Origin of the sequence: Uliginosibacterium gangwonense DSM 18521 (assembly GCF_000373965.1) — a bacterium.
In the GTDB taxonomy this organism is placed as follows: domain Bacteria; phylum Pseudomonadota; class Gammaproteobacteria; order Burkholderiales; family Rhodocyclaceae; genus Uliginosibacterium; species Uliginosibacterium gangwonense.
In genome coordinates this window covers 570,152-591,339 of the sequence record NZ_KB892835.1, presented here as the reverse complement: position 1 = coordinate 591,339, position 21,188 = coordinate 570,152, and the positions used below count along the sequence as shown (strand labels likewise).

Sequence of the window (21,188 nt, the reverse complement as noted above, 5' to 3'; positions counted from 1 at the left end):
ACGTCCGCACCGGGTCCAGATTGTGTAAAAACACAAATTTTCCGCTTAGGCTGTCGAAGGTGGTCGATACTTGCTCGTTTGACAGGTGATAGAGCGCTTTCGGGTCGCAAAGAATTCCGGCTTTGAATCCCGTTTGATGGCTCACTCCAAGACGCTAAAGCCCGAATATCGAGGCGTAAGTTGATTAAAAGGCCTTAGCCCCTAACAGCCTGTATTACACCTTCGATACCAAGAATCGCTATCAAGCGTTTGATATTATAGGCAAGTACATGCAAGCTCATTTCTGTGCTGACTCGATCTAGCGTTTTCGTCAGAAAGTGGGTGTATCCCATCCAGACTTTCAAAGTACCAAATGGATGTTCAACCGTTTGACGCCGTACTCGCATCATTTCCGGTGCCTGATCCAGGCGACGCTGCAAGGCTTCAATCACGGACTCGTGTTCCCAGCGAGTGATACGGCGCTCGGGGCTAGGTGTGCATTGTTCTTTGAGCGTGCATTGCTGGCAGTGCGAACTCCAGTAGCGATGCACCAGCATTGCTTTTTCTGTCGTTGAATATCGCCAGATCAATGCTTGATCCGCAGGGCAGCGGTACTCGTTCTTCTGCGCGTCATAGATGAAATCAGCTCGATCGAATCTCCCATTTGCCTTAGCACCAGAGGTCATGGGTTTGGGCAGGTAGGTTGTAATGCCGACCTGATCGCAGGCGCGAATTTCTTCGCCCCGGAAGTAGCCGCGATCCGCAGCGACGATTAGACGCTCTGTGCCGATGGCATCGAGCGCTTGTGTTGCCATGTTCGACAATTGGCTGCGGTCATGCCCGACATTGGTGACTTCGTGTGCCACGATTAGGTGATGCTTGGTATCTACGGCTGTTTGTACGTTGTAGCCTACCATGCCGCTACCGCGTCCGCTCGTTGCCATAGAGCGTGCATCTGGATCTGTCAGAGAAATCTGCCTGTCAGGCGTAGCCTCCAACTTCGTTTCGATATCACGAAGCTGTTCCATTTGTGCTTTCAGCAACGCGATCTTATCGTTGAGTCGTACTGTCTTGGCCTTGGCAATTTCAGGCTCGGCCCGATCCGCTGTATCCAATGCGGACAAGTAGCGGGCGATGCTTTCTTCGATCTGCTGCCGGCGCCGCTCAATCTTGGCGACCGTGAAGTTGCGGTCACGATTATTGACGGCCTTGAACTTGCTCCCATCAATTGCAACCATGGCATCAGTGAACAAGTTCAGATTCCGGCAAATCAAGACGAATTGTCGGCAGACGTTGCGGATGGCTTTGCCGTTATCTTTGCGAAAATTGGCGATGGTCTTGAAATCTGGCATGAGGCGTCCAGTCAGCCACATCAACTCAACGTTACGTTGGCTTTCTTTCTCAAGACGTCGGCTCGACTGGATGCGGTTGAGGTAGCCGTAGATGTATAGCTTCAGAAGTATTGCGGGGTGGTAGGCAGGCCGCCCTGTTGCCGCAGGCGCTACACCCTCGAAGTCGAGCTTGCCCAGATCCAGTTCGTCAACAAAGACATCAACGACACGGACAGGGTTGTTCTCTGTGATGTAATCGTCGAGGCATTCTGGGAGTAGCGTGCATTGGCCTCGACTCTCGCCTTCTACGAAACGCTTCATCAGCCCTCCCCCAAATACGAATCATGCACTAAGCATAGACTGTTTTTGTGCCTTTTTACACAGTCTGGGTCGAAAGTAGACATAAAGCATTAGGGCCGATATCGGCAGACCGATACCGGCCAACTAGAAACAGTAATAGACTCATGCGGCGTAGTTCGCTCCGCTCAGTACGTCCTACTTCAGAGTAATAGAAATAAATACGCCGTACACGGTACGGCTTAGCGGCACTGGCGCTTTAAGCGCCATTTTCTTTGCATTCGCACCTTCAAATCATTTGGTGCTCCAACAATTCTGACATCACAAAGTCATCACATCGTCATGGCAGCAGCTAACAATTGATATCTTTTAATCGCCAGAGAACTGCGCCATGCATATTCCTGCTTCGATCTTCCGCTGCCCACAGTTGCTTGCAGCCCTGCCGCTAGCGGCTGCCATCATGCTATCTGCATGTGGCGGCAGTTCATCTTCTGATAGTTCCACCACGACAAACGTCACGCCCCTGCTCACGCTGGACGGTACGGCGCCCTTGATCATCGGCCATCGCGGCCTTCCGGGCTTGTACCCGGAAGAAACCTTGCCTGCCTACCAAGGCGCGGTTGATGCCGGAGCAGATTCGCTGGAAGAGGACCTGCATCTGACCAAGGATTGCGTGCTGGTTGCCCGCCACAACCCTTGGCTGAGTGACAACACCAACATCGCCGATATCGCCCTGACGAACCCCACCGTCGCGGCCCGCAAGCGGACAACTGCTGGCGTCATGGTCAACGTAAGTTATGACTACAAAACAATCGGCGGCCCGGCGCAGTATCTCAGTGACCGCATCGATCCGACCGATCCGAAATCGGTTCTCAAGCCCTTGGTGGTAGATGGCGAAGACCACACGAACGACTGGTCGATCACCGACTTTACCGCTGCCGAACTCAAAGCCTGGATCGGTGGCACCACCTACGACGCAAGGGACTCGCGCCCGACCGCGCTCAATGGCCAGTACCCGATCCTGACCATGCAGGAAATCATCGATTTCGCCAAAGCCAAGAGCGCGTTAACCGGCCGCACGATCTCGGTTTATCCCGAAACCAAAAATCCGGTCTGGAACAATGCCCAGGGCATTGCCAACGGGTGCGACGCAAACAACACAGGCCATCCTTTTGAGGACGCTGTCGTCAAGCTGATCAAGGACAATGGCCTCAACAGCAAGACCGCTGCGATTTTCGTCCAGTCCTTCGATCCGGCAAGCCTGAAATACATGCGCTCCATTGGCCTGGCCACCAAGGCCGTACAGCTAATCGATGGCAATGATGTCGACTACAAGACGGGCGCCATGATATACATGCAAAACGACTACTGGAATTTTGTCGACGGCCGCCCCTACAGCTGGACCATTAATGGAGATGGCCGCTACTTCGATGCAATGCTGACCCCTGCTGGCCTGGCCGAAGTCAAGACTTATGCAGACGGTATTGGCCCGTGGAAGCCGCAGGTGATGAAACTCAGCGGTGCCAGCGGCACCTTTGCCGGCGTAAGCTCCGCCGTGCCAACAAGCCTGATTGCTGACGCACACAAGGCGGGGCTGTTTGTTCACGTCTACACCTTCCGCAATGAAACCAAGTACCTTGCGGGCGTCTTCAACAATGACCCGGCTGCCGAGTTGCTGACTTATTTACGCGCTGGCGTCGACGGGGTATTCACGGATTTCTCCAACACAGCCGTGCCCACCCGTGCGACTTACCTGAAGGAAACCGGTCGCTGATCGAAGCGTAACTCGACTCAAGCACTGTCTGAAGAAGCCCGCTGCGCGAGGCTCTTCAGACAGTGAGCAAGCCATATACAGGGAAGTGCTACACCCCACGTTCGGCAAACACTGCCTTGGCGGCGAATAGCCCATTGAGTGCTGCGGGAAAGCCTGCGTAGAGCGTCATCAGCATCATGGTCTCAACGATCTCGTCGCGGCTCACGCCTACATTCAGGGCGGCGTTCAGATGTACTTTGAGTTGCGGGGTTGCGGTGCCCATGGCGGTGAGTGCGGCAACTACTGCGATTTCTTTGCTGCGCAAATCCAGTGTGGGGCGGGAGTACATATCCCCGAAGCCGAATTCAATCAGCATGCGCCCGAAGTCTGGCGCGATATCGGCCAGTGCAGCCACCACTTCCTGCCCGGCCTTGCCGTCGATTTCATTGAGTTTGGCCAGCCCGCGTTCGTATCTTTCGTTCGTCATCTTGCTTCTCCTGAGTGGAAGGGGTGGGCGATGACGACGCCTCCAGCGTGTGGTAATACTCGATCTTTGCTTTGAGCATATCAGCGGAATCTGCCAGCAAGCGAATCTCTTGCTGGATACGATCCAGATGCTTTTGCAACAAGGCACGTCGAGCTGCCGCGGTGGAGTCGCCCTCGCGTCGCAGCGCTGCGTAGTCGCACATCTCGCGGATCGGCATCCCCAAGGCGCGCAGGCGCTGCAAAAAGGCGATCCATTCCAGATCCCGGGCCGTGTAGCGGCGGCGCCCGCCCACATCCCGCGCAATTGAACTGAGCAGACCGATCTGCTCGTAATAGCGCAGGGTGTGGGCTGTCAAACCGGTCGCCTGAGTCACTGCCTGGATGTTCATCTGGATGTCCTGCTGTGTTGAATCACCTTTCATGCCACCAGTCTCCTTCTTCGAGTGCACTCGAAGTCAAGCACTTTCGAACACAATGCTCATGCGCACAAACTCCACATCTTCGCGCACCCAGCCCTCCCCTTCCACCTGCAGGCCAAACTTTGCATACAGATTGCAGGCACTGCGCCGCGCGTCACACCAGAAGCGTTTGACACCACGCTGGCGCAACTGCACCAACAATTGCGCCAGCAGCGCCGAACCAATGCCCTGCCCTTGCATCGACGTGAGGGTGGCAAACTTGCGCAGACGCATGCCGCCCTGCTCATCCGCAAACAAGGACGCCACGCACACCAGTTGCCCATCCACAAACGCGCCCCAGTGCTCACCTTGTGCGTCTTCAGCCACTCTGCAATAGTCCAGAGGCTTGTGCGGCCACAACACGGCATGCCGGATCGGCAAGGTTTGCTCGGCGTCGATACGCCGGATATCGGCCATTGATTCGTTCTCTGAACAATCCACGCTCAAAATTCCCCCAATGCAAGCTAAACTAAACCCTGTTATCTCAAAATAGAGGCATTCTCGATGTCCACAGCCCCCTTTTCCAATTCTTCACAAGTTCCCCCTTTTGATCTGGTCGTCTTTGGCGGTACCGGCGATCTGGCCGCCCGCAAGCTGTTCCCCGCGCTGTTCCAGCGCTGCCGCCGCGCCCAGGTGCCGGAAACCTCGCGCATCATCGGCGTCTCCCGTCGCCCGCTGAGCAACGAAGCCTACCAAGCCTTTGTGCGTGATGCGATCTGTGATCACGTTAAAGACGCTGCCAGTACCCCCGAAGCGTTGGACCGCTTCCTGCGCCGCGTCTCCTTCTGCTCGGTCGATGCCACCGGCGAAGCAGGCTGGCCGGATCTGGTGCAAGTGCTCTCGCAGGTGCCCGAGCATGTGCGTACCTTCTATTTTGCCGTATCGCCTGATCTGTTTGCAGGCATCAGCCAGCGCATCCGCCAATTCGGCCTTGTGACCCCAGATAGCCATGTGGTGCTGGAAAAACCGCTGGGCAAGGATGGCGAGAGTGCCCGTGCCGTGAATGCGGCGGTGGGGGAAGTCTTTCAGGAAAGCCAGGTTTTCCGGATCGACCACTATCTGGGCAAGGAAACCGTGCAGAACCTCATGGCGCTGCGCTTTGCCAACCGCATGTTCGAGCCACTGTGGAACAGCACCCACATCGACCACATCCAGATTACAGTGGCCGAAGACCTAGGCGTAGGCGAGCGCGGCGGCTATTACAACACCTCCGGCGCGCTGCGCGACATGGTGCAGAACCACATCCTGCAACTGCTCTGTCTGGTCGCCATGGAGCCGCCAGACGAATTCGAAGCCGACGCCGTGCGCGACGAAAAGCTCAAGGTGCTCAAGGCCCTCAAGCGCATTGATGAGCGCAATGTGGAGCAACTCACTGTGCGCGGCCAATACCGCAGTGGCTCCAGCAATGGTGAACCGGTGCCGGGCTATCTGCAGGAATTGGGCTCGGACGAGAGCAATACCGAAACCTTTGTTGCCATCAAGGCTGAAATTGCCAACTGGCGCTGGGCAGGTGTGCCTTTCTACCTGCGCACGGGCAAGCGGCTGGCGGGGCGCACCTCGGAAATCGTCATCAACTTCCGCCCGATCTCCCACTCCATCTTCGACGCTACGGCAGGCCGCATCAGCCAGAACCGTCTGGTCATCCGCCTGCAGCCAAACGAAGGCATGACGCTGGAAATTATGATCAAAGACCCCGGCCCCGGTAACATCCGCCTGCGCCGCATGCCACTGGACATGAGCTTCGCCGAAGCCTACGGCGGCGCTAACAGCCCGGACGCCTACGAGCGCCTGCTGATGGACGCCATCCGTGGCAACCAGACGCTATTCATGCGGCATGACGAAGTAGCCGCCGCCTGGCGCTGGATCGACCCGATTCTGGCCGCGTGGAAAAACACCTCGCAACGCGCCCAGGCTTATGCCGCAGGCACATGGGGCCCATCCGCCTCCGTCGCACTCATCGAGCGCGACGGACGGACCTGGAACGAAGACGCGGAGTAATTCCAGCGTCACTCAAGGGCGATCACGCCAGTGGTCGCCCTTGTCTGAATGCAAAGGCTTGTCTTGCCACCCCGGCAAGCGTAATCTGATGGCATGCTCCGTAGCAATCCATTCGGATTGAATGTAACGCCTTCATGGCAAGCCTATTGCATCCAGACATGAATACGCTCTCTGCAACACTCCTCACCACTCTGATCACCAGCAGCATGTTATCGTCCCTTCCCGCACACGCCACCGAAAACCCCGCCACCGCCCCTTGGGTTGCCGATCTGGGCAACGGGGAATACCAGAACCCGATCCTGCATGCAGACTACTCCGACCCGGACGTGGTACGCGTGGGCGAAGACTATTACATGACTGCATCATCCTTCACCAATACGCCGGGGCTGCCGATTCTGCACTCCTACGATCTGGTGAATTGGGAATTGATCGGCCACGCGCTGCCGCGCCAAGTGCCGGATGCACATCACGCAACACCCCGGCGTGGCGGTGGAGTGTGGGCACCGTCGATTCGCCATCATGATGGCAAGTTCATGATCTATTACCCGGACCCGGATTTTGGCGTCTACCTTGTCACCGCCACCGATCCGGCAGGCCCGTGGTCAGCTCCCGTACTGGTCGACAACACGCCCGGAGTGATCGACCCGGCGCCGTTCTGGGATGACGATGGCCAAGCCTATCTGGTGATGGCCTTTGCCAAAAGCCGGGCAGGATTTGCGAATGTGCTGCGTATCAAGCCTTTAAATGCAGAGGGTACGCATACGCAAGGGGAAGGCAAAATCGTTGTAAACGGGGAAGCGCTTCCTCCGGCAGAAACCAGTACCGGCCCGCGCCCGTGGGTCACGATTGAAGGCCCTAAGCTCTACAAGCGCAACGGCTATTACTACATCTTTGCGCCAGCAGGCAGTGTCAAACCCGGCTGGCAGGGGGTATTCCGTTCGCGTAACATCTGGGGCCCCTATGAAGGCCGCAATGTGATGGATCAGGGCCAATCCGCCACCAACGGCCCCCACCAAGGCGCGTGGGTGGATACCGTAACGGGCGAAGACTGGTTCATTCATTTTCAGGACAAGGATTCCTACGGCCGCATCGTGCACCTGCAGCCCATGCACTGGCAGGATGACTGGCCGGTGATTGGCGCAGACCCTAAGCATACCGGGCGGGGCGAACCTGTCGCCCACTACCGGAAGCCGGATGTCAGCGCAGATTACCCAATCCGCGTACCGCAAATGAATGATGAGTTCGAGGGCAGCCTTTCCCTCGCATGGCAATGGCACGCCAACCCGCAGGATGACTGGGCCAGCCTGAGTGCTACCCCCGGCAAGCTGCGCCTGAAAGCTGCGTCGGCCCCCGCCAACCTCTACGAAGCGGGCAACCTGCTCACCCAGAAACTTCCGGCGCCAGCCTTCACAGCCACCACCCTGCTCACCTTCAACCCCAAGGCAGAGGGCGAGCAAGCCGGGCTGGTGATGTTTGGCTATGACTATGCGTGGATCGGTCTGGTCAAAACCGCAAAGGGTATCCGTCTGGTTCAACGTACCCGCATCAATGCCATTGGCAACCAGCCGGAACGTGAAGTAGCCGGGCAAGCGCTTGAAACGAGTACCGTCTATTTGCGCCTGCAAGCTGAACCCACCAAGGTAACAGTCACGCCCCCGGCCAGCTCAACCAAGCCTTGGGCATCCGAATCCCAGGCCACACACGCCAAGCTCAGCTTTGCCTACAGTCTGGATGGCGAACACTTCACGTCCTTTGGCGAATCCTTCATCAGCAAACCGGGGCGCTGGGTGGGCACGCAATTCGGCTTGTTCTGCTCAGCCCCCAGCGGCACACCGGCTTATGTAGCCACCTCGGTCGGCTACGCGGATTTTGACTGGTTTCACGTTACCCGCTAACGCGCCATGCATGCCCCATCAGACAGCTAAAACGAAGGACATTCACGCCTAAGATGACAGAGTAACTTCTCAACACTCTGCCGATGTCCAGAAAATCTTCAACTGCAGGTAGTTTATGGGGCACGATGCTTTTTATCGGCGTGGTCATCTACGCCATATCATTCATTTTTGAGCACCAAGCACTGTTTCTTTCCATTCTAGGGATTATCGTAGTTGCGTTTCTACTTAACGCCTACACGAAGAAGCAAGATGCACTGCGCACAAAGCAAGAACACCAGCGGGCAGAAGAAACTCGATTGAATTATTTACACGACAAATATAAAAACGAACATATCGTGCAGCTCATTTGGGAAAGACGGTTCTGGCAGGGGCAAACCCGCGAGCAATTAATGGACTCGTTAGGTCCCCCAGCCGCTGTGGATACAAAAACGCTCAAGACAAAACATCGAGAAGTCTGGAAATACAGCCCTATGGGCGTCAACCGTTACGCACTTCGAATAACAGTTGACGACGGTCAGGTCTCTGGTTGGGATCAAAAAACCTGACACCTGACCGCAATCACTCGACCGCTACACTCACCAACTCAGGCTTGAGGATATCCACTGCGGCCTGTGGCGGAATACTGACGAGGTAGCCGCGCTTGCCGCCGTTGATGTAGATGACGGGCAGGCTGAGGATGCTTTCTTCCATGTACACCGGCATGGCTTTGCGGGTGCCAAAAGGACTGGTGCCACCGACCATGTAGCCGGAGTGCTTGTTGGCGGTATCCGGTGCGCAGGGGCTGATGGTTTTCACGCCCATGTGGCGGGCAAGATTCTTGGTGGAGACTTCACGATCACCGTGCATCAACACCACGAGCGGGTGCTTGTTTTCGTCTTCCATGATCAGGGTCTTGATCACAGCATGCTCATCCACGCCCAGTTCCCGCGCACTGACTGCGGTGCCGCCTTTTTCTTCGTAGGTATACAGATGGTCGCCAAAATCGACCTTATGCTGGCGCAGTACCCGGATGGCGGGGGTGACTGGCGCTTTTTCGTGACTCATTACTTACTCCCAATTGCCTGCATCTGCCGATCTTGCCAGCGTGAAAGCAGGCCCATTGCCACGCTGGCGCCTATCAATGCCATGAACATATCTGACTGAGTGTCCCAAGGGTCGCCTTGAGTTCCCAGAAACTCGTCCGCCCCTTGACCCAGCGCAAGCGCACTGCCCCATTCGAGCAACTCGTAACACATGCTGACCAAGGCTGCCACGCAGATTGCCAAAAACGCAGTCATCCTCTTTGCGCGCAGATAGCCGCGGCGCAGCAGGATTTCCCGGGTCAGCAGTGCAGGTGTGACACCTTGCAGGAAGTGACCGATCTTGTCGTAGGGGTTACGCGAGAGGCCGAAGGCGTGCTCAATCCAAAAACCCAGTGGCACATGTGCGTAGGTCCAGTATCCACCGGCAATCAGCACCAGCGCGTGTACAGTGATGATCCAGTACAGCATCGGCGTGAGTGGGAAACGCTTGTAGGTGCCCCATAGCAGGGGCACCGCAATCATCACAGGGAAGGTTTCCAGAGCCCAGGTCAGGCGGTCAGCCGTGTAAAACCCGGCCAGTGCCAGCACGCCGAGAACACATGCCAACTGGGTGGCACGGACTCCGGTTCCAGTCCCTGTCATAAGGTCTTATTGTACGCCCAGCAGTTCAACTTCAAACACCAGGGTAGCATTCGGCGGAATCACGCCGCCAGCGCCGCGCGCACCGTAGCCCAGTTGTGCCGGGATGGTGAGCTTGCGTGTGCCACCGATCTTCATGCCCTGCACGCCTTCGTCCCAACCGGCGATCACTTGGCGCCCACCGAGCAGGAAAACGAAGGGATCGTTGCGATCCATGCTGGAATCGAACTTGCGGCCATCGGTCAGCCAGCCCGTGTAGTGCACCACCACACGGTTACCCGCCTTGGCTTCGGCACCAGTACCCAGCACGGTGTCTTCAATGATCAGGCCGCTGGCCGTGGTAATAGGTTCGGACATGAATTCTCCAATACATTTCTACAAAACAGAGGATTTGGAAGGATAGCAGCTTGGCTGCCCCCACGCACCTGTGGCGAACTTTGGCTTTTGCACAAAATCAATAATAAGAATCATTCTCATTGACGAAAAAGCTGTGATTCGCTAACCTCACCTCCCATGCTTTCCCTGCGCCATGCAAGGCCCAGAGAGACACCTAGTTTGCCCAAAACCTTGAAGAACACCGCATCCCAGCCACCGTATAGGGGTTCCCTGCTCGCCAGCCAGATGCCCTACCAGGAACTTTTCCTATGGCTTCGCACCCCTTTTACACTGCACAGCAACGCCCCTTGAGCCTGATACTCGCGGTACTTTGCGCACAACTCCCCTTGTATGCGCAGGCTCAAACAAGTGCTACGGATACCAATACAGAGAAAGAAACGACGTTGCCTGAAGTACGGGTATCAGACACGCAATCGGGTACGGCCAGCAGCGAGAAGACCCGCGCCTATACCGTGCGCAGCAGCAAGTCCGCCACGGGGCTGGATCTGCCGGTGCGGGAAACGCCGCAGGCTGTCTCCACCGTGACGCGTGCACAGATGGATGACTTCGCACTCACCTCTGCCAACAAAGTGCTGGAGCATGCCACCGGGGTAACCGTCGAGAAGGTCGAAACAGACCGCACCTATTACACCGCACGCGGGTTTGACATTACCAATTTCCAGATCGATGGCATTGGCACGCCTTTCGCCTTCGGCCTCTATGATGGCGACCAGGACACCGCAATCTATGATCGCGTCGAGGTCGTACGCGGTGCCAACGGCTTGCTCTCCGGCACGGGCAACCCCTCTGCCACCGTCAATTTCATCCGCAAGCGCCCGACCCGCGAATTCCAGGCAACTGCAGGCTTGAGCTATGGTTCGTGGAATGACCGCAGGCTGGATCTGGACGTATCCGGCTCGCTCATCCAGTCTGGCAAGATCCGTGGGCGGATGGTGGCAGCCAAGGAGAAAACCGACTCCTACCTGGATCGCTATTCACTGGATAAAACCGTGTTCTACGGCATTGTGGAAGCGGATCTGGGGCAAGACACCCTGCTCTCCCTCGGCTACAACCAGCAGTCCAACAAGACCAAGGGCTCGCTGTGGGGTGCATTGCCGCTCTATTACACCAATGGCAGCGCCACGCATTATGACGACTCAACCAGCACGTCCCCTTCCTGGACGCGCTGGAACACCAAAACCCAAACAGCATTTGCCGAACTTGAGCAGCGCCTGGCCTACGACTGGAAAGTCAAGACCACGCTTTCCAAGACCTGGACGGGGGAAGACAGCAAACTGTTCTACACCTACGGCACGCCGGACGCAGCAACCGGGCTGGGTCTGTACAGCTACCCCTCGCTCTACACCAACCATGCGCATCAAAAGCAGGCTTCGATCAACGCCAGCGGGCCATTCCCCTTGTTAGGACGCAAGCATGAACTGATGCTGGGCTGGAGCTGGGGGCTGGCGGTCAACAACGAAAAATCGCTCTATACCGCAGACACGGGTTTGCCTCTGCCCGATATTTCGCACTGGAACGGAGACTTTGCAGAACCCACCTCCTACACAGCCTCTGAACGGGGAGGAGCAATCTCGGACCGTTACCGCCGCCTGTTTGCGGCTGCGCGATTTGAACTCACCGATACGCTCAAGCTCATCACCGGGCTGAACAATACTGAAGTCAGCAGCTACGGGCTTGCCTACGATGAGAACAAGAGTCGCTCGGATCGCGGCACCACCCCCTATGCCGGAATCATCTACAACCTGACGTCCACCATCAGTGTATACACAGCCTACACAGGCATTTTCTCGCCCCAGTATCAGGTAGATAGCCAGCACAAGACGCTCACCCCTGCCAAGGGGCGCAGTCTGGAGTTGGGCATCAAGCAGGAACTGTTTGAACGCAGGGTGCTGGCCTCGGCCACGGTATTCAAGGCCAGCCAGCGCAACCTTGCGGAATCCGGCGGCTATTTCGCAGATGGCAGCGCCTATTACAAAGGCATCGACACCTTCTCCAAGGGGATTGAGATCGAACTGGCAGGCCGCATCACGCCCCATCTGCAGATCAGCACAGGCTACACGCTGTTGTCGGTCCAGGATGCCAACGACCAGGACGTGCGCACTTTTACGCCACGCCAGTTGCTGCATGTGGACAGCACCTATCGCCTGCCCTGGTTTGATCAGGTCAAGCTTGGCGCATCCTTGCGCTGGCGCAGCAAAACCTGGCGCGATCAGGGCGGTGGCATCATCACGCGCCAGAATCCCTATGCCCTGCTTGACCTGATGGCCAGTTACGACGTGACCGACAAACTCAATTTGAAGCTTCAACTTAACAACGTCACCAACAAGAAGTACATCAACAGCCTGTACTGGAGCCAAGGCTACTACGGCGCACCGTTCAACGCCAACGTATCGATGACCTGGGCATACTAAGATGCACGCCCCGCAAACTAAAGAGGTTCTACCCAGACCCACAGGCAGCAAGCGACCACCCCGCACCGCGAAATCGGCACGGGCGATACTGGTGCGCCTGCATCGCTGGTTCGGTCTTTCGGCTGCGGTATTCCTCTTTATTGCGGGGCTCACCGGCGCCATCATCGCGTGGGATCACGAACTGGATGGCTTGCTCAACCCCACGCTCTACTTCACGCAAAGCACTGAGCCAGTGCGCAGTGTCGCAGAACTCGCGGATCTGATCGAACAGCGTGACCCACGGGTACAGGTTCGCTACATGCCACTGGCGCCCGAAGCGGGCCATGCTTTCATCGCCTTTGTGGAGCCGCGAGCGGCCGCAGCGGGGACAATCTCCGATCCGGGCTACGACCAGATCTTCGTCGATCCAGTCACAGGACAAACATTGGGGGCACGCACATGGGGAGAATTTTCACTCGCCCGCCAGAATCTGCTGCCCTTCATATACAAACTGCATTACAGCCTGCATCTGCACTATCAGGGATTCGACTGGGGTGTGCTGCTGATGGGATGCATCGCCATTGCTTGGGTGCTGGATTGCTTTGTGGCGCTGTGGATTTCGTTTCCGAAGCTGGATGCATGGCGCAAATCTTTTGCTTTCCGCTGGAAAAGCGGTGGCATGCGGCTGACATTTGATCTGCACCGCTCTGGCGGGGTATTGATCTGGCCACTCCTGCTGCTGGTTGCGGTGACTTCAGTGTCGATGAATCTGGAGCATCAGGTCGTGCGCCCGCTGATCTCGCTTGTGTCGCCTCTGACGCCCTCACCGTTTTTTGCCGCCGAGCGCCAATCGCTCAATTGTGCGCAGCAAACCTGCCTGAGCCGCCCCCAGATCCTTGCGATTGCCATGCAGGAGGCCAGCCAACGCAAGATCAGCCAGACACCGGGCGGGCTTTTCCTGAGCAATGCAGGCGCTATTTACGGGGTCGGCTTCTTTTCGCCGGGCAACGACCACGGGGACGGGGGGCTGGGCAACCCTTGGCTGTATTTTGATGCGCAGAATGGTAAGTTGCTGGGCGCCAGCATTCCAGGGCAAGGCTCTATGGGGGACGTGTTCATGCAGGCACAGTTCCCCATTCATTCCGGCCGCATGATCGGTCTGCCAGGAAGAATCCTAGTCACTGCACTTGGGCTGCTAGTTGCCATGCTGAGCGTAACCGGGCTGATCCTATGGGCCAAGAAACGCCGCTCAAGTCAGCTTAATCAGCAAAACCGAAAATGGGTGGCTCAACCCAGCATGCCGACAAATAAGTAGACGTTTGCGACAACAATCAGCCCAAAAATGGCCCATGCCAGCAGACTCAACCAACGTGCGTTGGCGAACGCCCCCATCAGCGCACGATTATCGGTGAGACGGATCAGCGGCCAGATCGCAAACGGCAACTGGAAACTCAGCACAACCTGACTGGCAATCAGCAAAGTCCCCACACCCGCTTCGCCCAGCCAGAGCACCCCGACCAAAGCAGGGATGAGCGCCAGCGAGCGTGTAATCAGGCGCCGCTGCCAGCAGGGGATTTTCAGATCAAGGAAGCCTTCCATGATGATCTGCCCGGCAATCGTGCCGGTGAAAGTTGAGCTTTGCCCCGAAGCCAGCAGCGCCACGCCAAACAGCAGGGACGCAAAGGCGCCCCCTACAATCGGATCAAGCAGGTGGTAGGCGTCCTGTATTTCTTCTACGCCTTGGTGTCCGGTTGAGTGAAATGCCGCGGCAGCCAGAATCAAGATGGCCGCATTGATCAGCAACGCCAACGAGAGGGCGCCCACCGAATCAAACAGGCTGAGCCGCAAGGCATCTCTGCGGCTATCGTCATCTTTGGCTATCTGCCTTGTCTGCACAATAGAGGAATGCAGATACAGGTTATGTGGCATCACCGTTGCCCCGAGTATGCCAACTGCAAGGTATAGGGCGCCGGGCTGCTGGATTGAATGCAGGCTGGGTACAAAACCGCTCAGCACTTCTGCCCAATTGGGGCCAACCAGAATGAGCTGCGCCAGAAAGCAGAGGCCAATTGTGACAATCAGGCCCAGCACAATCGCCTCCAGTTGCCTGAAACCGTGCCCTTTGAGCATCAGCACAATCAGCGTATCCAGCGCGGTAATCAGAATGCCCAGCGTGAGCGAGATATTGAACAGCAAATGCAGGGCCAATGCGGAACCCAGCACCTCGGCCACATCGCAGGCCACAATCGCCAGTTCGGCCATCAGCCACAGCATGCGATTGACAAGCGGTGAATACGTTTCACGGCAGGCACGCGCCAAGTCTTTGCGGGCTATGACGCCCAGCTTCACGCTCAGGGACTGGAGCACCATGGCCGCCAGACTGGACGCCAGCACCATCCACAACAAGGCATAACCATAATGGGAGCCTGCAGCAATGTCGGTTGCCCAATTGCCCGGGTCCATATAGCCCACAGACACCAGCAGCCCCGGCCCGGCAAACCGCAGGATACGCTGCCAGAGCGGAGCCCCGGATGGGACCTTGACGCTGCCCTGGATTTCAGAGGGGCAGAAAGGCGCAGTCGCCGTGCGTGGCAATTGGAACATGGTCGTCACTCGAAACAGAAAACAGGCAGGATGAAGCCATTAGATCACAAAATCTTCCTCTGCCATGCATACCTGCAATAATGACCATGATAGTGTGGATGGATGCCCAGGCGGACTCTGCTCCCGCACTCCTCAAATCTGGCACGCCATCCTTTCAAGGGAGCCCAACCTGCAAGGATGGCGTCATAGCAAACAAATCAGGCTTGCTTGTGCAGCCAGGTCGGCGCAATCGAAGCGCCCAAACCAGCGCCGTACCCAAGGTAGATATTCAACCCTGCCAGCGGCTCCAGATAACGTGCATTCTTCAGCCCACCTGCATCCACCGTGGCAAACCCGAGGCTTTCCGCCAGCGCCTTGACCTGCGCCTTGCCCTCGGGATGATCCCCGGCGATAAATACGGATACTGTCTGACCTGCGCCAAAATCCGCGCCCTCTGCCAACACCTGGGCAAATACGGTGTTGAATGCCTTGATCACGATTGCCTCGGGCACTGCCTTGGCAATTTCTTCCGCTGCCGAAGTGGTATGCCCCAGGGTCAGCCCCATGTAATCGGCCGTCAGCGGATTGGTAATATCAATCACCACCTTGCCGACCAAGCCGCCCACAGATTGCAATGCAGATACCGCTTCGGCATAACCGGTTGCCAGCACCACCACGTCTGCTCCGGCAGCTGCCCCTGCCGCAGGCAGTGCCTGCACACCCGGGAAGCGTTCTGCCACGGCCTGGGCCTTGCCTGCATCCCGCCCGGTAACGCTGACCTGATGCCCTGCACGATGCAGTTGGCTGACAAATGCGGAACCCATATTGCCGCTACCGATAACTGTGACCTTCATGATGCGCTCCTGTTCTGTGAGATTCGTTCGTTTTTCGTACCGCCCGTGCTGCACGGCATGGAACAAACTTTATTCCCCTCGCCAAACCAGATAAACATCAAAAAACGCGAATTATTATTGCCAAAATCGCAACAATAAACACAAAAGAGTGACAGTAGCTACATATTCGGGAATCCATCACGTCTCCTGCCTGCTGCAAAAAACTCGCGTCACAGCTTGATGCCAACAAACCATTGGCATACACGCCGAGCAATCGAGCCGCTCAACACAGAAGTATTCTTTCAACAGCAGGACACGAATTACTCAAAATGCATCAGATGACGGTTATCCCGACAGCACACGCGTCTCAGCAAGAGGACTGGGAAGTGGTCTGCAGACAATGCAGAAAGAAGCAGGGGGTAGGCCGGAAAAACAAAAAGCCCAGCGCATGCTGGGCTTTTTCGGGAATCCTGGTCGGGGTGAGAGGATTCGAACCTCCGGCCTCTACGTCCCGAACGTAGCGCTCTACCAGGCTAAGCTACACCCCGATTCGCGTTTGCTGGCAGATCAATAATTTCTGTCAGCTGCGAAAGAACATAATTGTAGCAGGGAGTTTTTGAAAATGGAAGAGGGAAGATCGCTCAGCAGACTGGCAGCAATCTGCGCCTCACGCCGGGCAAATTCTTGCGTTGCTTCCAGCGCTCCGGTGGCTTTGACGGCCTCGATCACTGCAGGGAAAGCTTCGCGCCCCCCCGTCTCAATCGCTTCACGCACCAGCTTGGCCTGCTCAGGCGAGCCATGCTGCATGACGTGAATCAGCGGCAGGGTTGGCTTACCCTCAGCCAAGTCATCGCCCAGGTGCTTGCCGGTGGCTTCCTCATCGCCCGAGTAATCCAGCACGTCATCCACCAGCTGGAAGGCCGTGCCGATGTGGCGACCAAAAGCTGCCATGCGCTCCTGCCCTGCTTCGTCCTCACCGCCCAGAATTGCGCCCAGGCGGGTGGCGGCTTCGAACAGGGTGGCGGTCTTGTAATGGATCACCTGCAGGTAGGATTCCACCGTCACATCTGCGTTGTGGACATTGAGCAGTTGCAGCACTTCGCCTTCGGAGATCACATTGGTGGCATCCGCCAGCACACGCATCACACGCATGTCCTGCACATCCACCATCATCTGGAAGGAGCGCGAGTAGAGGAAATCCCCCACCAGCACTGCGGCGGCATTGCCGAACATGGCGTTGGCCGTGCTGCGCCCGCGGCGCAGGTCGGATTCATCCACCACATCATCGTGCAGCAAGGTGGCGGTGTGGATGAATTCAATCACCGCCGCCAGTTCGTGGTGATGGGTGCCGCGATAGCCCAGGGCGTTGGCCACAAATAGCAGCAGCGCCGGGCGCATGCGCTTGCCACCCGCGCTGATGATGTACTCGGCCACTTGGCGGATCAGGACGATTTCGGAGTGCAGGCGTTTGCGGATAACCGCGTTGACCGCCTCCATGTCGTTGGCGAGCGGTGCGTAGAGTTGTTGGAGTTGCAAGGCTGGCACGCGTAGTTAAGCTGGGGAAAGAGCGATGTTATGAGGCGCGGCGCAGCAGCGTCAAGCCATGTATACGATCTGCTTGACTTTCTCTTTGAGAATCAACATAATCCGCCGTTTCCCACGCTCTTTGTAATTGGAGTCCAACATGTACGCGGTCATAAAAACCGGTGGCAAGCAGTATCGCGTTGCCGCTGGCGAAAAAATCAAAATAGAACAGATACCGGCAGACGTTGGCACTGAAATCACGATCGACCAGATTCTTATGGTCGTCGAAGGTGAGTCGATCAAGGTCGGCGCACCGCTGGTTGCTGGTGCAAGTGTCAAGGCTACGGTTCTGTCCCAAGGTCGCCATAAGAAGGTCGAGATCTTCAAGATGCGCCGCCGTAAGCACTACCAGAAGCACCAAGGTCACCGTCAGAATTTCACCGAAATCCGCATTGAAGCGATTTCGGCCTAAGCAGGAGCTAATACGCCATGGCACACAAAAAGGCAGGCGGCAGTTCACGTAACGGCCGCGACTCAGAATCAAAACGACTCGGCGTCAAGCGCTTCGGTGGTCAATTCGTGCTGGCTGGCAACATTATTGTTCGCCAACGCGGTACCGAATACCACCCGGGTGAGAACGTCGGCATCGGCAAGGATCACACCCTGTTCGCGCTCACCAATGGCCGCGTGCAGTTCCAGGTGAAGGGCCCGGCCCGTCGCCGTACCGTGGTGATCGTGCCGGAAGCCCAGGCTTAATCGGCTTCCACACGGTTGCACCAAGCCCTGTCGCGGCGCGATAGGGCTTTTTCATTTCTGTGTATCTGCACTGTGCAGATGCATTACACCCTGACCAGAGTACACAATGAAATTCTTCGACGAAGCACGCATTGAAGTATTTGCCGGCGACGGTGGCAATGGCAATGCCTCCTTCCGTCGGGAAAAATTCATTCCCAAGGGCGGACCGGACGGTGGCGACGGCGGCCGTGGCGGTAGCATTTTTGTGACGGGCGACCGTAACATCAACACCCTGGTCGACTTCCGCTATACCCGTTGTTTCCGTGCCCAGCACGGCGAAAAGGGCGGTACCACCGATTGCTACGGCAAGGGCGGCGAAGACATGGTGCTGCGCATGCCGGTCGGCACCATCATCCGTAATGCCGAGACCGGCGAGATCATTGCCGACCTGGATGAAGACGGCAAACGCCTGCTGCTCGCCCAAGGCGGCAAGGGTGGCCTGGGGAACCTGCACTTCAAGAGCAGTACCAACCGTGCCCCGCGCCAAAAAACCAATGGCGAACCGGGCGAACATTTCCTGCTCGCGCTGGAACTGAAGGTGCTGGCCGATGTGGGCCTGCTGGGCATGCCCAACGCGGGCAAATCCACCTTCATCCGCTCGGTATCCGCCGCCAAGCCCAAGGTGGCCGACTACCCCTTCACCACGCTGGCGCCAAACCTTGGCGTGGTACGTACCGATGAAGGCCGCAGCTTTGTGATCGCGGATATCCCCGGCCTGATCGAAGGCGCGGCGGAAGGCGCGGGCCTGGGCCACCGCTTCCTGCGCCACCTGCAGCGCACCCACCTGCTCCTGCATCTGGTTGATCTGGCGCCGTTCGACCCGGATACCGATCCGGTACGTGAAGCCCGCGCCATTGTCGAAGAGCTGCGCAAGTACGACCAGCAACTATTCGACAAACCCCGCTGGCTGATCCTCAACAAGCTCGACCTGATCCCGGAAGAAGAACGCAAAGAACGCGTGCGCGCCTTCCTGGATGCCTACGGCGAGCCGGACAAATGGTTCGCCATCTCCGGCATCAATGGCCAGGGCTGCAAGGAACTGATCTTCGCCATCCAGGACTATCTGGACGCCCAGCCCAAGCGCAGCGCCGAGGAAGCTCTCGCCGCCATCGCTACCAGCCCGCAATACCCTGAAGGCGAAGCGGATGAGGATGACGAAGACGACGATGATTACGATGGAGAGATCATCTACGTGCGTGACTAGCAGGGCTGATGTCGTCGTGGGATTGTCACGCTCAGGCTGACAATCCCGTCCCTGCTTCCTCAATTTTCTGCCGCGCGACATCATGAGAATCCCGTTTTTTGACGCCATCGCCAAATCCCGTAACATTCTGCTTGCCGGTGCCGGCGGCGGATTCGATATCACGGCCGGGATTCCGCTCTATCTCTACCTGCGTAGATGAGCCTGTTCTGGTTCTTCAAACTACAGGGAATTGCCTCCAGAATACAATTCACCTCCCGCGTTGAGCACAGCCAGACCATGGATGAAGTGGCAAAGGGCTTCCAACTCTACCGCGCTACTTCAACACGTCGCCCCGCCAAGTCGATACCGCTTTAAAATAGTGGCTTCCATCGGCTCGTGCCGAATTTATTTGCCTCACCACTTCATCATGCGCCACACCATCCGTTCCGCCCGACGCCTCGTCGTAAAAGTAGGGAGTGCCCTGGTCACCAACAATGGCGAGGGGCTGGACCGCGCCGCCATTGCCGATTGGGCCCGCCAGATAGCCGCCTTGCGCGCTGAAGGGCGCGAGATCGTGATGGTGTCCAGCGGCGCCATTGCTGAAGGCATGCAACGCCTGGGCTGGGCAACGCGCCCGGCGGAAACCCACGCCCTGCAAGCCGCTGCAGCAGTGGGGCAGATGGGGCTGGCGCAAGCCTATGAGGGCGCGTTCAGCCAGTTCGGCTTGAAGACAGCGCAGATCCTGCTCACCCATGCCGACCTGGCTGACCGCCTGCGCTACCTGAATGCCCGCACCACCCTCTCCACCCTGCTGGGGCTGGGTGTGGTGCCGATCATCAACGAAAACGACACCGTCGTGACCGACGAAATCAAGTTCGGCGATAACGACACCCTCGGCGCGCTGGTCGCCAACCTGATTGAAGCCGATGCACTGATCATCCTCACCGATCAGAAAGGCCTCTACACGGCTGACCCACGTAAAGATCCCAATGCCACCCTCATTAGCGAAGGGCAGGCCGAAGACAGCGCCTATGAAGCCATGGCAGGGGGTGCAGGCACCGGCATCTCGCGCGGCGGCATGATTACCAAGATCCGCGCAGCACAACGCGCAGCGAGCAGCGGGGCACATACCCTGATCGCCTCGGGCCGCGAAACCGATCCCCTGCTCCGCCTGGCAACAGGCGAAGCCCTGGGCACCCTGCTCTACGCCTCCAGCACCCCGCTGGCCGCGCGTAAGCAATGGATGGCAGACCACCTGCAACTGGCCGGTACGCTGACGCTGGACAACGGTGCCATCAAAGCCCTGATGGGTGGCGCCAGCCTGTTGCCAGTTGGTGTGGTGAGTGTGGAAGGCGATTTTGGGCGCGGCGCAGTCGTAGCCTGCTGCGACCCGCAAGGCAATGAAATTGCCCGTGGTCTGGTCAATTACGACAGCACCGAAACCCGCCGCATCGCCCACCACGGCAGTGGCGACATTGAAGCACTGCTGGGTTACGTGGATGAAGTGGAACTGATCCACCGCGACAATCTGGTGGTTCGCTAGACACCCCAAACACACCGGCCACCCTGGGCAATTGCCAAGGGTGGCCGGTGTGTTTGACACGTACAACAATCAGATTTGCCTGT

General features: G+C 57.5%; 20 protein-coding genes and 1 tRNA gene. 10 read left to right on the top strand and 11 right to left on the bottom strand.

Annotation, left to right across the window (positions count from 1 at the left end; all coding sequences use genetic code 11):
- Nucleotides 1-194: 194 nt before the first annotated feature.
- Entirely contained in the window at nucleotides 195-1,631 is a 1,437-nt protein-coding gene (locus B145_RS0105580; RefSeq protein ID WP_018605750.1) for an IS1182 family transposase, read from the bottom strand.
- Between the two features lie 367 nt (nucleotides 1,632-1,998).
- Between B145_RS0105580 and B145_RS0105575 the strand changes: the two genes are divergently transcribed.
- A complete protein-coding gene (locus tag B145_RS0105575; RefSeq protein ID WP_018605747.1) occupies nucleotides 1,999-3,381 on the top strand; it encodes a glycerophosphodiester phosphodiesterase family protein in 1,383 nt (460 codons plus the stop codon).
- An 88-nt stretch (nucleotides 3,382-3,469) separates the two neighbouring features.
- Here the strand turns inward: B145_RS0105575 and B145_RS0105570 are convergent, their stop codons facing one another.
- From B145_RS0105570 to B145_RS0105560, 3 genes are read right to left on the bottom strand one after another with little or no spacing between them, the layout of a single operon-like run.
- A complete protein-coding gene (locus tag B145_RS0105570) occupies nucleotides 3,470-3,847 on the bottom strand; it encodes a carboxymuconolactone decarboxylase family protein (RefSeq protein WP_018605746.1) in 378 nt (125 codons plus the stop codon).
- A complete protein-coding gene (locus B145_RS0105565) occupies nucleotides 3,804-4,268 on the bottom strand; it encodes a MerR family transcriptional regulator (RefSeq protein WP_018605744.1) in 465 nt (154 codons plus the stop codon). The genes B145_RS0105570 and B145_RS0105565 overlap by 44 nt, the downstream gene beginning before the upstream one ends.
- 33 nt (nucleotides 4,269-4,301) lie before the next feature.
- Nucleotides 4,302-4,721 (bottom strand): GNAT family N-acetyltransferase, encoded by a 420-nt coding sequence (locus B145_RS0105560; protein ID WP_018605743.1) that lies wholly within the window; start codon nucleotides 4,719-4,721, stop codon nucleotides 4,302-4,304.
- Nucleotides 4,722-4,808: 87 nt separating this feature from the next.
- Here B145_RS0105560 and zwf point away from each other — a divergent pair, with 87 nt between their 5' ends.
- From zwf to B145_RS0105545, 3 genes are all read left to right on the top strand, one after another.
- Entirely contained in the window at nucleotides 4,809-6,302 is a 1,494-nt protein-coding gene (gene zwf, locus B145_RS0105555) for a glucose-6-phosphate dehydrogenase (RefSeq protein ID WP_018605742.1), read from the top strand.
- 158 nt (nucleotides 6,303-6,460) lie between these two features.
- The gene (locus tag B145_RS0105550) at nucleotides 6,461-8,197 is read left to right on the top strand and encodes a glycoside hydrolase family 43 protein (protein WP_033406392.1); all 1,737 of its coding nucleotides are present in this window, start codon (nucleotides 6,461-6,463) and stop codon (nucleotides 8,195-8,197) included.
- Nucleotides 8,198-8,280: 83 nt separating this feature from the next.
- Complete coding sequence (locus B145_RS0105545) at nucleotides 8,281-8,742, top strand: hypothetical protein (protein ID WP_157288276.1); 462 nt, start codon at nucleotides 8,281-8,283, stop codon at nucleotides 8,740-8,742.
- 13 nt (nucleotides 8,743-8,755) lie between these two features.
- Here B145_RS0105545 and ybaK read toward each other — a convergent pair whose 3' ends face one another.
- Genes ybaK through B145_RS0105530 form a run of 3 tightly spaced genes read right to left on the bottom strand, consistent with a single transcriptional unit; the run spans nucleotide 8,756 to nucleotide 10,215 of the window.
- Nucleotides 8,756-9,241, bottom strand: coding sequence for a Cys-tRNA(Pro) deacylase (gene ybaK, locus B145_RS0105540; RefSeq protein ID WP_018605736.1), 486 nt, complete (start codon nucleotides 9,239-9,241; stop codon nucleotides 8,756-8,758).
- Nucleotides 9,241-9,861 (bottom strand): DUF2238 domain-containing protein, encoded by a 621-nt coding sequence (locus B145_RS0105535; protein ID WP_018605735.1) that lies wholly within the window; start codon nucleotides 9,859-9,861, stop codon nucleotides 9,241-9,243. Before B145_RS0105535 ends, ybaK begins: the two co-directional genes overlap by 1 nt.
- Before the next feature lie 6 nt (nucleotides 9,862-9,867).
- The gene (locus B145_RS0105530; protein ID WP_018605732.1) at nucleotides 9,868-10,215 is read right to left on the bottom strand and encodes an FKBP-type peptidyl-prolyl cis-trans isomerase; all 348 of its coding nucleotides are present in this window, start codon (nucleotides 10,213-10,215) and stop codon (nucleotides 9,868-9,870) included.
- A 287-nt stretch (nucleotides 10,216-10,502) separates the two neighbouring features.
- Here B145_RS0105530 and B145_RS0105525 point away from each other — a divergent pair, with 287 nt between their 5' ends.
- Nucleotides 10,503-12,665 carry a TonB-dependent siderophore receptor gene (locus tag B145_RS0105525; RefSeq protein WP_018605730.1) on the top strand — a complete coding sequence of 721 codons (2,163 nt, stop codon included), beginning with the start codon at nucleotides 10,503-10,505 and terminating at the stop codon, nucleotides 12,663-12,665.
- Between the two features lies 1 nt (nucleotide 12,666).
- On the top strand, nucleotides 12,667-13,959 hold the full coding sequence (locus B145_RS0105520) for a PepSY-associated TM helix domain-containing protein (RefSeq protein ID WP_157288275.1): 1,293 nt from the start codon (nucleotides 12,667-12,669) through the stop codon (nucleotides 13,957-13,959).
- On the opposite strand, the gene B145_RS0105515 is transcribed toward B145_RS0105520, so the two are convergent.
- From B145_RS0105515 to B145_RS0105500, 4 genes are all read right to left on the bottom strand, one after another.
- The gene (locus tag B145_RS0105515; RefSeq protein WP_018605727.1) at nucleotides 13,932-15,248 is read right to left on the bottom strand and encodes an Nramp family divalent metal transporter; all 1,317 of its coding nucleotides are present in this window, start codon (nucleotides 15,246-15,248) and stop codon (nucleotides 13,932-13,934) included. The genes B145_RS0105520 and B145_RS0105515 overlap by 28 nt on opposite strands.
- Before the next feature lie 197 nt (nucleotides 15,249-15,445).
- Nucleotides 15,446-16,081 carry an NADPH-dependent F420 reductase gene (locus B145_RS0105510; RefSeq protein ID WP_018605726.1) on the bottom strand — a complete coding sequence of 212 codons (636 nt, stop codon included), beginning with the start codon at nucleotides 16,079-16,081 and terminating at the stop codon, nucleotides 15,446-15,448.
- A 450-nt stretch (nucleotides 16,082-16,531) separates the two neighbouring features.
- Nucleotides 16,532-16,608, bottom strand: a tRNA-Pro gene (locus B145_RS0105505).
- 19 nt (nucleotides 16,609-16,627) lie between these two features.
- Nucleotides 16,628-17,596: a polyprenyl synthetase family protein gene (locus B145_RS0105500; protein WP_026258856.1), complete on the bottom strand. Its 969-nt coding sequence runs from the start codon at nucleotides 17,594-17,596 to the stop codon at nucleotides 16,628-16,630.
- Between the two features lie 148 nt (nucleotides 17,597-17,744).
- Here B145_RS0105500 and rplU point away from each other — a divergent pair, with 148 nt between their 5' ends.
- The 4 genes from rplU (at nucleotide 17,745) to proB (ending at nucleotide 21,105) form a co-directional block, all read left to right on the top strand.
- Complete coding sequence (gene rplU / locus B145_RS0105490) at nucleotides 17,745-18,056, top strand: 50S ribosomal protein L21 (RefSeq protein ID WP_018605721.1); 312 nt, start codon at nucleotides 17,745-17,747, stop codon at nucleotides 18,054-18,056.
- A 17-nt stretch (nucleotides 18,057-18,073) separates the two neighbouring features.
- Nucleotides 18,074-18,340 (top strand): 50S ribosomal protein L27, encoded by a 267-nt coding sequence (gene rpmA / locus B145_RS0105485; protein WP_018605720.1) that lies wholly within the window; start codon nucleotides 18,074-18,076, stop codon nucleotides 18,338-18,340.
- A gap of 106 nt (nucleotides 18,341-18,446) precedes the next feature.
- A complete protein-coding gene (gene cgtA, locus B145_RS0105480; protein ID WP_018605718.1) occupies nucleotides 18,447-19,583 on the top strand; it encodes an Obg family GTPase CgtA in 1,137 nt (378 codons plus the stop codon).
- 406 nt (nucleotides 19,584-19,989) lie between these two features.
- Nucleotides 19,990-21,105, top strand: coding sequence for a glutamate 5-kinase (proB, locus tag B145_RS0105475; protein ID WP_018605715.1), 1,116 nt, complete (start codon nucleotides 19,990-19,992; stop codon nucleotides 21,103-21,105).
- The last annotated feature ends 83 nt before the right edge of the window (nucleotides 21,106-21,188 follow it).

What these genes read in the sequence shown, in the direction of transcription:
- B145_RS0105515 (WP_018605727.1), bottom strand. Translation starts at nt 15,248, where the DNA reads ATGTTCCAATTGCCACGCACGGCGACTGCGCCTTTCTGCCCCTCTGAA.
- B145_RS0105550 (WP_033406392.1), top strand. Translation starts at nt 6,461, where the DNA reads ATGAATACGCTCTCTGCAACACTCCTCACCACTCTGATCACCAGCAGC.
- B145_RS0105530 (WP_018605732.1), bottom strand. Translation starts at nt 10,215, where the DNA reads ATGTCCGAACCTATTACCACGGCCAGCGGCCTGATCATTGAAGACACC.
- B145_RS0105570 (WP_018605746.1), bottom strand. Translation starts at nt 3,847, where the DNA reads ATGACGAACGAAAGATACGAACGCGGGCTGGCCAAACTCAATGAAATC.
- B145_RS0105510 (WP_018605726.1), bottom strand. Translation starts at nt 16,081, where the DNA reads ATGAAGGTCACAGTTATCGGTAGCGGCAATATGGGTTCCGCATTTGTC.
- B145_RS0105525 (WP_018605730.1), top strand. Translation starts at nt 10,503, where the DNA reads ATGGCTTCGCACCCCTTTTACACTGCACAGCAACGCCCCTTGAGCCTG.
- B145_RS0105565 (WP_018605744.1), bottom strand. Translation starts at nt 4,268, where the DNA reads ATGAAAGGTGATTCAACACAGCAGGACATCCAGATGAACATCCAGGCA.
- B145_RS0105580 (WP_018605750.1), bottom strand. Translation starts at nt 1,631, where the DNA reads ATGAAGCGTTTCGTAGAAGGCGAGAGTCGAGGCCAATGCACGCTACTC.
- cgtA (WP_018605718.1), top strand. Translation starts at nt 18,447, where the DNA reads ATGAAATTCTTCGACGAAGCACGCATTGAAGTATTTGCCGGCGACGGT.
- zwf (WP_018605742.1), top strand. Translation starts at nt 4,809, where the DNA reads ATGTCCACAGCCCCCTTTTCCAATTCTTCACAAGTTCCCCCTTTTGAT.
- B145_RS0105575 (WP_018605747.1), top strand. Translation starts at nt 1,999, where the DNA reads ATGCATATTCCTGCTTCGATCTTCCGCTGCCCACAGTTGCTTGCAGCC.
- B145_RS0105560 (WP_018605743.1), bottom strand. Translation starts at nt 4,721, where the DNA reads ATGGCCGATATCCGGCGTATCGACGCCGAGCAAACCTTGCCGATCCGG.
- rplU (WP_018605721.1), top strand. Translation starts at nt 17,745, where the DNA reads ATGTACGCGGTCATAAAAACCGGTGGCAAGCAGTATCGCGTTGCCGCT.
- rpmA (WP_018605720.1), top strand. Translation starts at nt 18,074, where the DNA reads ATGGCACACAAAAAGGCAGGCGGCAGTTCACGTAACGGCCGCGACTCA.
- B145_RS0105535 (WP_018605735.1), bottom strand. Translation starts at nt 9,861, where the DNA reads ATGACAGGGACTGGAACCGGAGTCCGTGCCACCCAGTTGGCATGTGTT.
- proB (WP_018605715.1), top strand. Translation starts at nt 19,990, where the DNA reads ATGCGCCACACCATCCGTTCCGCCCGACGCCTCGTCGTAAAAGTAGGG.
- ybaK (WP_018605736.1), bottom strand. Translation starts at nt 9,241, where the DNA reads ATGAGTCACGAAAAAGCGCCAGTCACCCCCGCCATCCGGGTACTGCGC.
- B145_RS0105545 (WP_157288276.1), top strand. Translation starts at nt 8,281, where the DNA reads ATGTCCAGAAAATCTTCAACTGCAGGTAGTTTATGGGGCACGATGCTT.
- B145_RS0105520 (WP_157288275.1), top strand. Translation starts at nt 12,667, where the DNA reads ATGCACGCCCCGCAAACTAAAGAGGTTCTACCCAGACCCACAGGCAGC.